At 65.6% G+C, this 11560-nt stretch carries 15 protein-coding genes; 3 read left to right on the top strand and 12 right to left on the bottom strand.

The genetic code is table 11. The features are described 5' to 3' along the window. Both ABY44_RS12240 and ABY44_RS12245 read right to left on the bottom strand, forming a co-directional pair. Positions 1-457 (bottom strand): type IV pilus assembly protein FimV (locus tag ABY44_RS12240; protein ID WP_431641247.1); only part of this gene is annotated, 457 nt, incomplete at its 3' end. 410 nt (positions 458-867) lie between these two features. Further along, a complete protein-coding gene (locus ABY44_RS12245) occupies positions 868-1068 on the bottom strand; it encodes a hypothetical protein (RefSeq protein ID WP_155637935.1) in 201 nt (66 codons plus the stop codon). 234 nt (positions 1069-1302) lie between these two features. Between ABY44_RS12245 and flgE the strand changes: the two genes are divergently transcribed. Next, the gene (flgE, locus tag ABY44_RS12250; protein WP_048022078.1) at positions 1303-2547 is read left to right on the top strand and encodes a flagellar hook protein FlgE; all 1245 of its coding nucleotides are present in this window, start codon (positions 1303-1305) and stop codon (positions 2545-2547) included. A 105-nt stretch (positions 2548-2652) separates the two neighbouring features. Here flgE and asd read toward each other — a convergent pair whose 3' ends face one another. The 9 genes from asd to ABY44_RS12295 all read right to left on the bottom strand — a co-directional run bounded on the left by asd (position 2653) and on the right by ABY44_RS12295 (position 9547). After that, positions 2653-3774: an aspartate-semialdehyde dehydrogenase gene (gene asd, locus ABY44_RS12255; protein ID WP_027791140.1), complete on the bottom strand. Its 1122-nt coding sequence runs from the start codon at positions 3772-3774 to the stop codon at positions 2653-2655. Between the two features lie 81 nt (positions 3775-3855). Further along, positions 3856-3975, bottom strand: a complete 120-nt coding sequence (locus tag ABY44_RS12260; RefSeq protein ID WP_021158720.1) for a hypothetical protein — start codon at positions 3973-3975, stop codon at positions 3856-3858. Positions 3976-4073: 98 nt separating this feature from the next. Continuing rightward, complete coding sequence (gene leuB, locus ABY44_RS12265; RefSeq protein WP_021158719.1) at positions 4074-5141, bottom strand: 3-isopropylmalate dehydrogenase; 1068 nt, start codon at positions 5139-5141, stop codon at positions 4074-4076. Between the two features lie 76 nt (positions 5142-5217). Then, positions 5218-5868, bottom strand: coding sequence for a 3-isopropylmalate dehydratase small subunit (gene leuD, locus ABY44_RS12270; RefSeq protein ID WP_060173163.1), 651 nt, complete (start codon positions 5866-5868; stop codon positions 5218-5220). A 68-nt stretch (positions 5869-5936) separates the two neighbouring features. Further along, positions 5937-6083, bottom strand: coding sequence for an entericidin A/B family lipoprotein (locus tag ABY44_RS12275; protein ID WP_027791137.1), 147 nt, complete (start codon positions 6081-6083; stop codon positions 5937-5939). 3 nt (positions 6084-6086) lie between these two features. Further along, positions 6087-7496: a 3-isopropylmalate dehydratase large subunit gene (leuC, locus tag ABY44_RS12280; RefSeq protein ID WP_021158716.1), complete on the bottom strand. Its 1410-nt coding sequence runs from the start codon at positions 7494-7496 to the stop codon at positions 6087-6089. 141 nt (positions 7497-7637) lie between these two features. Beyond that, complete coding sequence (locus ABY44_RS12285; RefSeq protein WP_060173162.1) at positions 7638-7877, bottom strand: hypothetical protein; 240 nt, start codon at positions 7875-7877, stop codon at positions 7638-7640. Positions 7878-7933: 56 nt separating this feature from the next. Further along, the gene (locus ABY44_RS12290) at positions 7934-8695 is read right to left on the bottom strand and encodes a hypothetical protein (RefSeq protein ID WP_060173231.1); all 762 of its coding nucleotides are present in this window, start codon (positions 8693-8695) and stop codon (positions 7934-7936) included. 30 nt (positions 8696-8725) lie between these two features. Beyond that, positions 8726-9547 carry a hypothetical protein gene (locus tag ABY44_RS12295; RefSeq protein WP_060173161.1) on the bottom strand — a complete coding sequence of 274 codons (822 nt, stop codon included), beginning with the start codon at positions 9545-9547 and terminating at the stop codon, positions 8726-8728. Between the two features lie 382 nt (positions 9548-9929). On the opposite strand from ABY44_RS12295, the gene ABY44_RS12300 reads away from it, so the two are divergent. Then, on the top strand, positions 9930-10253 hold the full coding sequence (locus ABY44_RS12300) for a cupin domain-containing protein (protein ID WP_059694337.1): 324 nt from the start codon (positions 9930-9932) through the stop codon (positions 10251-10253). 132 nt (positions 10254-10385) lie between these two features. Next, positions 10386-11111 (top strand): glutathione S-transferase, encoded by a 726-nt coding sequence (locus ABY44_RS12305; protein ID WP_060173160.1) that lies wholly within the window; start codon positions 10386-10388, stop codon positions 11109-11111. Between the two features lie 49 nt (positions 11112-11160). On the opposite strand, the gene ABY44_RS12310 is transcribed toward ABY44_RS12305, so the two are convergent. Next, positions 11161-11559 (bottom strand): hypothetical protein, encoded by a 399-nt coding sequence (locus ABY44_RS12310; protein ID WP_027791131.1) that lies wholly within the window; start codon positions 11557-11559, stop codon positions 11161-11163. Between the last annotated feature and the right edge of the window lies 1 nt (position 11560).

The following is an 11560-nucleotide window of genomic DNA, read 5'->3' on the forward strand; positions in this document are numbered from 1 at the left end:
CCGCCGTGCCGCCGGATGCCGCCGCGGGCGCGGACGCTGCCGCGGTACCCGATGTGCCGGATGCAGCGGATGCAGCAGATGCAGCAGATGCAGCGGCCGGCACGAGTGCCGCGCCTGTCGCATCGAGCGCCGGCACGGTCAGCGTCGCACCGACTTTCAGGCGGCTCGCGTCGTGCTTCATGAACGCCTGCGGATTGGCGTCGAACAGCGCGCGGCCGGCGCGCGCGAGCACACCGGGATCGCGCGACTGCGTGGCCGCTTTCGCGATGTCGTTCAGCGACTGGCCGGGCTGGACCGTCACGGTAAGCGGCACTGCACCACCGGCAGCGGACGCCGGCAGTTCGCCGGTGCCGGCCGCCCAGGCCGATGCGGTTGCGCCGAGCGCCAGGATCGCCAGCGCGCCACGCACGGCGCGCGACAGACGGGACTGACGCGGAAACAAGGAAATTCGGGACATCGTTGGCTCTATCGCCGCGCATGGGCGCGGCTCGGATTCGCGGTTGAAAGCGTCAATAAAGTTGCCGCAGAAATGCAAAAGCGTCGCGTTGAACGCGACGCTTTCGGCGGGTCTGTGCGTCGTAACCGCGTAGTTTACTTCACGTGATCGGGTTCGGGCCGAATTCGTCGCCGATGGGTGCAACCGGCCGCGTTCGCGCGTCCGCGCGCCCGCCTGCCGGGCCGCTCCGATGCCCGGGTTCACACGGTGCGACCAGCGTTCCCGATCGATCGGAAGCACACCTCCCTCAACTGAAAGATGCCCGGCCGCATCCCGTCCCGAACGGATGGCGCGCCCCTTGCCGCTCACCCTGCGCCCTGCCCACTCCGGGCTTGATGCCGCGCCACGACCGCGAAATCGGGCACGTTTGCTCAATAAATCGCGCCACCTGCCGTTAATGGATTAGCGATCTCCAATAAAAACAAATCCCGCCGATCACCAAAACAATTCAAATAAATTTCAATTGATCTATAAGAGGCCAATTCCCCTCTCTTATCGTCGAATTGGACATCTCCATCCTCAATCCCTCGCCCCACAAGGCTTTCAAGCCTCACCCCAGTTTCATTTCTCATACGAAATCAATCATTTCGACAACAATTCAATTACATTACACAAAATTACACAGATCGAATAATTGCCGTCGCTACGATCGTCTTCAAACAAGAATCGGCGCAGTTCGACCACCACGTACACACCTGCCGGAAAGGCAGGCACGCGCCCGGCCGGGCTGACGTCGTGAGGTGCCAGGGAGGCATCGCGCAGTCGCACGACTGCATCTACTCACCAGCTCGTTACGGGGATCGAACATGGGCTATCAACAGGGTTTGAGCGGGTTGGCCGGCGCGGCGAACCATCTCGACGTGATCGGCAACAACATCGCGAACGCAAACACGGTCGGCTTCAAGCAGGGGCGCGCGAACTTCGCCGACATGTACGCGAATTCGGTTGCGACGTCGACCAACACGCAGATCGGCATCGGCACGCGGCTCGCGTCGGTGCAGCAGCAATTCGGCCAGGGGACGATCAACACGACGAAGTCGTCGCTCGACATCGCGATCAACGGCAACGGCTTCTTCCAGATGTCGAACAACGGCGTGACGACGTACTCGCGTGACGGCGTATTCCACCGGGACAAGAGCGGCGCCATCGTCGATTCGCAAAACCGCAACCTGATGGGCTATGCGGCAGGCCCGGGCGGCGCGATCAATACCGCGGCGACCGTGCCGCTGCAGGCGCCGACCAACAACATCGCCCCGCAGGCGACGACGAAGATCACCGGCCAGTTCAACCTGAATTCGCAGGACAAGGTGCCGGCCAAGACGCCGTTCAACCCGGGCGACAACACCACGTACAACTACAATTCGTCGATCCAGGTCTACGACACGCTCGGCGGCTCGCAGCAGGTGTCGATGTATTTCACGAAGAACGCGGCCGGCACCTGGCAGGCCTACGCGGGGGTGCAGGGCCAGACGCCGACGAATCTCGGCACCGTCACGTTCGACACATCGGGCCGGATCACCTCGACGACGTCGGCTGCCACCGGCCAGCCGACGCCGAGCCTCGGTCAGTTCGCGTTTTCGATCCCCAACGCGTCGGGCGGCGCCAATCCGCAGAACCTGACGCTCGACCTGGGCGGCACGACGCAGTTTGGCGGAAAGAGCGGCGTGACCAACCTCGCACAAGACGGCTTCGCGAGCGGCACGCTGACGACGTTCTCGATCGGCACCGACGGCAAGCTGACCGGCAATTACTCGAACGGCCAGAGCGCAGTGCTCGGCCTGATCGCGCTCGCGAACTTCAACAACCCGAACGGGCTCGAGAACATTGGCGGCAATCAGTATGTGGAAACCGCCGCGTCGGGCGTGCCGCAGATCTCCGCGCCGGGCAGCACGAACCACGGCACGCTGCAGGGAAGTGCGCTGGAAAACTCGAACGTCGACCTGACGACCGAGCTCGTGAACCTGATCAAGGCGCAGCGCGATTACCAGGCCAATGCGCAGACGATCAAGACCCAGCAGACCGTCGACCAGACGCTGCTGAACATGCGCTGACGCGCACATGAAAAACGCGCCGCGCCAGCCTTGATATCGTCAAGGCCGGCGCAGCGCGCCATCTTGTGCAACGCGGCCCGCGCATCGCGGGCCGGACACACGAGCTTACTTGTCGAGCAGGATGCGCAGCATGCGGCGCAGCGGCTCGGCCGCACCCCACAGCAGCTGGTCGCCGACCGTGAACGCCGACAGGTATTCGCCGCCCATCGCGAGCTTGCGCAGGCGGCCGACCGGCACCGTCAGCGTGCCCGTGACGTTCGCCGGCGACAGGTCGCGCATCGACGCTTCACGCTCGTTCGGCACGACCTTCACCCAGTCGTTCGCCGACGCGAGGATGCCGTTGATCTCGTCGAGCGGCACGTCCTTGTTCAGCTTGATCGTCAGAGCCTGCGAGTGGCAGCGCATTGCGCCGATCCGCACGCACAGGCCGTCGACCGGGATCGAACCCGGCTCGCCCATCGCCGGCTTGCCGAGGATCTTGTTGGTTTCCGCACCGCCCTTCCACTCTTCCTTCGACATCCCGTTGCCGAGATCCTTGTCGATCCACGGGATCAGCGAGCCGGCGAGCGGCACGCCGAAGTTGCTGGTCGGCATCGCGTCGCTGTTCATCGCGGCCAGCACGCGGCGGTCGATGTCGAGGATCGCGGATGCCGGATCGGCGAGCTGCTCCTTCACCGCGCCGTTCAGCGTGCCCATCTGCGACAGCAGTTCGCGCATGTTCTGCGCGCCCGCGCCCGATGCGGCCTGGTAGGTCATCGCCGTCATCCAGTCGACGAGGTTCTCGCGGAACAGGCCGCCGAGCGCCATCAGCATCAGGCTGACCGTGCAGTTGCCGCCGATGAAGTTCTTCGTGCCCTTGACGAGCGCATCCTTGATCACGTCGAGGTTGACCGGATCGAGGATGATGACCGCGTCGTCCTTCATCCGCAGCGACGATGCCGCATCGATCCAGTAGCCGTTCCAGCCCGCCGCGCGCAGCTTCGGGAACACGTCGTTCGTGTAGTCACCGCCCTGGCACGTGATGATCACGTCGCACTTCTTCAGCTCGTCGACGTTGGTCGCGTCCTTGAGCGTAGTCTCGTTTTTCGCGAACGACGGCGCTTTGCCGCCCGTGTTGCTGGTGCTGAAAAACACCGGTTCGATCAGGTCGAAATCGCCCTCTTCCTGCATGCGCTGCATCAGGACGCTGCCGACCATGCCGCGCCAACCTACGAGACCTACGTTCATGACTAACCCTTTGATGGAGCTTCCCCGCCATTTCCGTCCCCGGTGTGACCGCGCGGGGAAATAGGCGGGCACGACGGACGATCAGCGTTTAATGATCGTTTTCGTGGTAATGGTTTTCGTGATGACGATGGCGCGCGCACCCGCACGGGCAATGTTGCCGTGGAGTTTCAAGACCGGGGAGATCAGGGAAATTTGCGCCATCGTTCGAGTCTACACAAAGCCGGTTGCCCGCACAACGGCCAACCGCGCGCGAACCGGCCGATTTCGCGGCCCGTTCGCGCCCTTTCTACTTGCTTGCGTTACAGCGCCGCGACCACCGCGTCGCCCATCGCCGTCGTGCCGACCTGCTTGCCACCCGGCGTCGCGATATCGCCCGTGCGGTAGCCCTGTTCGAGCACCGTTTTCACCGCGCGCTCGATGCGATCGGCCTGCTCCGCACGATTCAGCGAGTAACGCAGCATCATCGCGGCCGACAGGATCGTCGCGAGCGGGTTCGCGATGCCCTTGCCCGCGATGTCCGGCGCCGAACCGTGCGACGGCTCGTACAGGCCCTTGTTGTTCTTGTCGAGCGACGCCGACGGCAGCATGCCGATCGAGCCCGTCAGCATCGACGCTTCATCCGACAGGATGTCGCCGAACATGTTGCCGGTGACGATCACGTCGAACTGCTTCGGCGCCTTCGCGAGCTGCATCGCCGCGTTGTCGACGTACATGTGCGACAGCTCGACGTCCGCGTACTCCTTCGACACGTCGATCATGATGTCGCGCCAGAACTGCGACGTTTCGAGCACGTTCGCCTTGTCGACCGACAGCAGCTTCTTCGCGCGCTTGCGGGCCGCCTGGAACGCGACGTGCGCGATGCGGCGCACTTCCGGTTCCGAATAGCGCATCGTGTCGAAGCCTTCGCGTTCGCCCGCGAACAGGCCGTCCGGCGCGGCACGCACGCCGCGCGGCTGGCCGAAGTAGATGTCGCCGTTCAGTTCGCGCACGATCAGGATGTCGAGGCCCGCGACCAGCTCGGGTTTCAGCGGCGACGCATCGACGAGCTGCGGGTAGCAGATCGCCGGGCGGAAGTTCGCGAACAGCTCGAGATGCTTGCGCAGCCCGAGGATCGCCTGCTCGGGGCGCAGCGCGCGCTCGAGCGAGTCGTACTTCCAGTCGCCCACGGCGCCGAACAGGATCGCGTCGGCTTCCTTCGCGAGCGCCAGCGTCGCGTCCGGCAGCGGATGACCGCTTGCCTCGTAGCCCGCGCCGCCAACCGGCGCCTGTTCGAGTTCGAACTTCTCGTCGAGTGCGTTCAGCACCTTCACCGCTTCATTGACGATTTCCGGACCGATGCCGTCGCCGGGCAGCACTGCAATCTTCATGCGAAATTCCTGACTGGATAGGTTTTATGAGGCAGGCCGGCGAGCGCGCCGCCGGCGCGCCCGCCCGAAAGGCACGTCAGCCGACCAGCTTGGTATTGAGCCACGGCTGCTTCACGAGGCGCTCGGCCTCGAACTGGCGGATCTTGTCCGCGTGGCGCAGCGTGAGGCCGATGTCGTCGAAGCCGTTCAGCAGGCAGTACTTGCGGAACGCGGTGATCTCGAACGGATACTCGCGGCCGTCGCCCGAACGCACGACCTGTGCGTCGAGGTCGATCGTCAGTTGAAAACCGTTGAACGCAACCGTCTCGTTGAACAGGTGATCGACCTGCTGCTCGGTCAGCACGATCGGCAGCAGCCCGTTCTTGTAGCAGTTGTTGAAGAAGATGTCCGCGAAGCTCGGCGCGATGATCGCGCGGAAGCCGTACTGCTGCAGTGCCCACGGCGCGTGCTCGCGCGAGCTGCCGCAGCCGAAGTTCTTGCGCGCGAGCAGCACGGATGCACCCTGGTAGCGCGGCTGGTTCAGCACGAAGTCGGGATTCAGCGGACGCTTCGAGTTGTCCTGGCCCGGCTCGCCGTGATCGAGGTAACGCCATTCGTCGAACGCGTTCGGACCGAAGCCCGTGCGCTTGATCGACTTCAGGAACTGCTTCGGGATGATCGCATCGGTGTCGACGTTCTCGCGATCGAGCGGCGCCACGACGCCGGTATGCACAATGAATTTTTCCATGATCCGTCTATCCGGTTGAAGGGCCGGCGTTCAGCCGGCGCACATCGACAAATTCTCAGCGGGAATCGTCACTCCGCGGCGCGCTTCAGCGCATTGCCGGCGGCGTTGACGTCCTGCCCGAAGCCCTGGACGGTATTGCAGCCCGCAAGGCCGAAGCCCAGCCCCGCAAGCGCCAGCGCGGCAACCAGCCGCGTTATGACCTTCGATGCCGTCACGCGTTACCCCAGCTTGCGAATGTCGACGAAGTGACCTTCGATCGCCGCGGCCGCCGCCATCGCGGGGCTCACGAGGTGCGTGCGACCGCCCGCACCCTGCCGGCCTTCGAAGTTGCGGTTCGACGTCGACGCGCAGCGCTCGCCCGGATCCAGCCGGTCGGCGTTCATCGCGAGGCACATCGAGCAGCCCGGCTCGCGCCATTCGAAGCCGGCATCCGTGAACACCTTGTCGAGCCCTTCGCGCTCGGCCTGCGCCTTCACGAGGCCCGAGCCCGGCACGACCATCGCGAGCCGCACGTTCGACGCGACACGACGGTTCAGCTTCTTCACGACGTACGCGGCTGCGCGGATGTCCTCGATGCGCGCGTTCGTGCACGAACCGATGAAGATCTTGTCGACCTTGATCGACTCGATCGGCGTGTTCGGCTCGAGCGCCATGTAGGCCAGCGCACGCTCCATCGCGTCGCGCTTGACCGGATCCTTCTCGCGTTCGGGATCGGGCACGCGACCGTCGATCGACGTGACCATTTCCGGCGACGTGCCCCACGTGACCTGCGGCACGATCTCGGCCGCGTTCAGCTCGACCACGCGATCGAACTGCGCGCCTTCGTCCGACTTGAACTGGCGCCAGTATTCGACGGCCTGATCCCATTCCGCGCCGGTCGGCACGAACGGACGGCCCTTCAGGTAATCGATGGTCGTGTCGTCCACCGCGACCATGCCCGCGCGCGCGCCGGCTTCGATCGCCATGTTGCAGACGGTCATGCGGCCTTCCATCGTCAGCGCGCGGATCGTCGAGCCGCCGAATTCGATCGCGTAGCCTGTGCCGCCGGCCGTGCCGATCTTTCCGATGATCGCGAGCACGATGTCCTTCGCGGTACAGCCGCGCGGCAGCGCACCCTCGACCTTCACGAGCATGTTCTTGCTCTTCTTCTGCAGCAGGGTTTGCGTGGCGAGCACGTGCTCGACTTCCGACGTGCCGATGCCGTGTGCGAGCGCGCCGAACGCGCCGTGCGTCGACGTATGCGAATCGCCGCACACGATCGTCATGCCCGGCAGCGTCGCGCCCTGCTCCGGCCCGATGATGTGGACGATGCCCTGGCGCACGTCGTTCATCTTGAACTGCGTGATGCCGAACGCATCGCAGTTCGCGTCGAGCGTGTCGACCTGCAGCTTCGAGACGGGATCGGCGATGCCGTGGCTGCGATCGGTGGTCGGCACGTTGTGGTCCGACACGGCCAGGTTCGCGCTGATGCGCCACACCGGACGCTGCGCGATCTTCAGCCCTTCGAATGCCTGCGGGCTCGTGACTTCATGCAGCAGCTGACGGTCGATGTAGAGCAAAGTCGTGCCGTCTTCCTCGGTGTGGACCACGTGGGTGTTCCACAGTTTGTCGTAGAGAGTCTGTGCCATGGGTATGCGGGGTCGTTGTGACTACAAGCCTTGCGGATGCGGTCGATTATGCCACGCAGAACGCGTCACGGCGCGGGCCGCACGCGAAAAAACCCATTAAAAACAGTGGTTTGGCTGGTAGTGCCAATACCTGTATCGACATTACCCGGCAAATGCGGGCGCGAACGGCGCGGCGGCGGTTGCAGCCGTCGCGTGGGGCGCATGTCGCGGCGACACGCGCCGGCTGGCCGCCTTCGCGGGGTCGGTATCGCGCTGCACGCAGAAGTGCTGCGCGTCCTCCGGCGAGTGGAAGCGGCCGCTGCGGAACAACACCCTTCGCTGCGACGTGTCGTGCAGCGACGGCGTCTTGAACGGCCGGCTGCTCGCGATTGCGCCGCACACCGGGCGCCCGGAACGTGAAGTCGTTCGGCGGTGGATGCCGCGAGTGCCCCGCAGCGTCAGCCGTTCGGGTATTCGCGGTTGATCAGGTCGAGCCGCAGCATCCCGAGTTGCACGCCGACGTTGCTCAGCAGGTAAAGATCGCGGCGCCGCAAGGCCGGCATCTGCGCGGACGCGTCGTAGAGCGACGGCAGCGTCAGGCCCGCCGGCACCGCGGCCTGCATCCCCGCGGTTTTCGACACGCGCACGGCAATCGACGCCTGATCCGAATGCGTGACGACACCGACGTTGCCGAGTGCCGAGGCCGAACCGGCCTGCCTGACGATCGCGGTTACGACGCCGTCGGGCGTCGGTATCGGGCTGCCGGCGGCCGGCGCCGGTGTCGCGATCGACGTCACGCCGGCCGTCAGCCCGTATTTCGACGCGAGCACGCTCGCGACTTCCTGCTGCGCAAAGATCCGCGCGGCGACCTTCTGGCGCAGCAGGAACACGGCGTCGGCAATCGCCTCGTTCACGGGGCCGGGCACCGGCGCGGCGCCCGACGACGGCGCGGCGCGACTGCCGAAAGCGAATGCGGCAATCGTGTTGATGGCCGTGGCCTGGACGGTCGGCGGCGTCCACGAGAAAAACGTCTCGAACAGGTAACCGGCCTCGTCGGCGGCGGCTGCGCGGTCGTTCAGTTCGTTCGTCAGCTTGCCGAGCATCTGGCGTTGCAGTTCGGCATCTGAAACGGGAGCGTCGCCGGCGAAGCCCGGCGTGCTGGCGGCACAGGTCGCGGCAAGCGCGGCAGCGGAAGCGAGGAAATGGCGGCGGGTCTGCATGGTCATCGGAATCGGGAGAAAGAAAGTGCGTCAGCCCTTCGGGAACGCCTGCATCGTCGCGCCGACCGCGCGGGCAAGCATCTGCGCATACATGTCGTGCACGAGGTACAGGCTGCGATTGCGCGTCCACGGCTGGCCCGACTGCGGGTCGTAGCGCGTCGGCAACGGCACCTCGGCAACCGCGGCCGCCTTCATGCCCGCCTGCTGCGAGGTCTGGATGCAGCGCTTCGCGTGATCCCGATGGCCGACCACCGCGACGCTGCCCATCGCGGCCGCGCCGCCCGCGCGCGCCGCGGCCTCGGCGGCCACGCCGGCCGTGCTGAGGTACACGATCGTGCCGTCGCTCGCGATCACGGGCTCGATCGACGACAGCACGTCCGCGCCCATCCCGTATTTCGACACGAGAAAGCGGGCGATTTCCCACTGCGCGTAGACCTTGACCGGCTTCAGTTGCCGAATGCGGTAGACGGCGTCCGCGAGCGCTTCGTTGACGGGCCCCGGATCGGGCAGCGCGGACTGGTTGCCGCCCGTGCTCGACGTATTGCCGCTTGCCGCGTTCGGGCGATTGCCGAAGCTGTACGCGACGATCACGCCGGCCTGGGCCGCCGGCATCGTCGGCAGGTCCCACGCAAACCCGACGTCGGTCAGCGCCGGCTGGATCGCGCCGACCGTCGCGGCATCGCCGAGCTGCGCATTCAGCTTCGCGGACATCTGCGCGGCCAGCGCGGCGTCGGTAACGGGCATCGACGTGACGTCGTCGCCGCCGCATGCGCTCAGCAGCGGCACCGCTGCGACGGCCGGCGCGGCGGCCAGGAATTTTCTGCGTGAGGAAGCCAGCGGATTCAGTTTCATGAGAAATACGAAATGATGCGAATGACGTCGACGCGATACCTCGGCGTCGCATTCACGGTCACGGGAAATCGCAATCGGGCGAGTCGCGCAGGCGGCGACGGACAGCAGTACCGCAGCGCGGGCCGAATCGCCGCGCTTGCGTCGATTGACGAGCCCGGATCGTAGTCGGCGTTTGTTAAATTGCGGTGAAGCTCGCGAGCCAATACGCGCAATCGCGTCGTTGTTTCGCGGATGGATGCCTGCGTTTCACATAGGGTGAGCGCCTGCGCGATTCGTTCCACGGATGGCGATCATGCGCTCCCCGCGACTTCCCGGCATGACGCGCTACGATCGCGCAACGCACATGGGCAATCCCCACGCCCCGGACCCGGAGTACACGACGATGAAGCTCGGCCTGAACGAATCGCTCGCCCGTCTCGACGAAGAAGGCACGCTGTTCACGACGCTGTTTCGCCACGGCACGCTCGACGTCGAGCTGTACCGGCCGCGCATCGAAGACAAGCAGAAGCCGCACACGCGCGACGAGGTCTACGTGATCGCCACCGGCACGTCGCACTTCGTCGTCGACGGACGCGAATGCGCGGTCGCGGCCGGTGACGTGCTGTTCGTCCCGGCACACGCCGACCACCGCTTCACCGGCTTCTCCGGCGACTTCTCGACCTGGGTGTTCTTCTACGGCCCCGAGGGCGGCGAGCGCGGCGCGTAGCGCGCGATGGCGATGCGCTGCACTTTTCCCGCGATCGCCTAGACTGTCTATTCGCAGCGGGCGGCGCGCGACGCGCGGCCGCCCGATCGTCACGATGCCCGTGGCGGCCGCTTCAACGAACGGGAAAACAGCATGCGATACGAACTGTATTACTGGCCCGAGATCCAGGGCCGAGGCGAATATGTGCGGCTCGCGCTCGAGGCGGCGGAAGCCGACTACGTCGACGTCGCGCGCGAATCGGGGCGCGGCATGGGGGTGCCGGCGATGATGCGCATGATGGACAGCGCGAAGGCGGAATGCGTGCCGTTTGCGCCGCCGTTCCTGAAAGCCGGCGACCTGGTGGTCGGGCAAACCGCGAACATCCTGCTGTTTCTCGGCGCGCGGCTCGGGCTCGCGCCGGACGACGAAGCCGGCCGGCTGTGGGTGCACCAGCTTCAGTTGACCGTGGCCGATTTCGTCACCGAGATCCACGACACGCACCATCCGATCGCAAGCGGCCTCTACTACGAGGACCAGCAGGCGGAAGCCGCCGAGCGCGCGGCCGATTTCCTCGAAAACCGGCTGCCGAAATTCCTCGGTTACTTCGAGCGCGTACTCGACCAGAACCCGCACAAGAGCGGCTACATCGCCGGCCGCGCACTCAGCTATGCGGACCTGTCGATGTTCCAGTTGATCGAGGGGCTGCGTTACGCGTTTCCGAAAGCGACGAAGCGCGCGGAGCGGAAAATCGCGGCGCTGGTCGCGCTGCACGACCGCGTCGCGGAGCATCCGCCGGTGGCGCGCTATCTCGCGTCGGAACGCCGCATCCCGTTCAACGACATGGGCATCTTCCGGCACTATCCGGAGCTGGACAAGTAACGCCGGCACCGCATCCGCGCCGCCTCGGGCAGGGCGGCCGATGCCCCGCTCACGCGACGACCGGCGTCTCGTGCAAATGGCGCCACACGATCAGCCCGTCCGCCTCGCGCCGGAACACGACCGTCGAGCGCCGCACCGTGCGCTGCCCTTGCGCGTCGGTCTGCGTCTCGCGATAGCCGATCGTCGCGCCATCGGACCACACGGCAAGCCCGCGCAACTCGTCGATGTCGATCACCAGCCCGGGGCGCGCGCCGTGCCCGTGTGAAAACAGCGCATCGATGCCCGCGTAATCGAGCACCGTGCCCGACATCGTGATCATCGAAAATCCCGGCGAAAAGCGCGCCATCAGCGTCGCGAGCCGCTCGGGGCCGGCACGGCCGGACAACCAGCACGCGATGTCGGCAACGGTGTCGACGACTTCCTTGAAATACGGATTCGGCAAATTCATA

The organism is Burkholderia sp. ZZQ-2 (genome assembly GCF_050768715.1).
Taxonomy (GTDB): Bacteria; Pseudomonadota; Gammaproteobacteria; order Burkholderiales; family Burkholderiaceae; genus Burkholderia; species Burkholderia cepacia.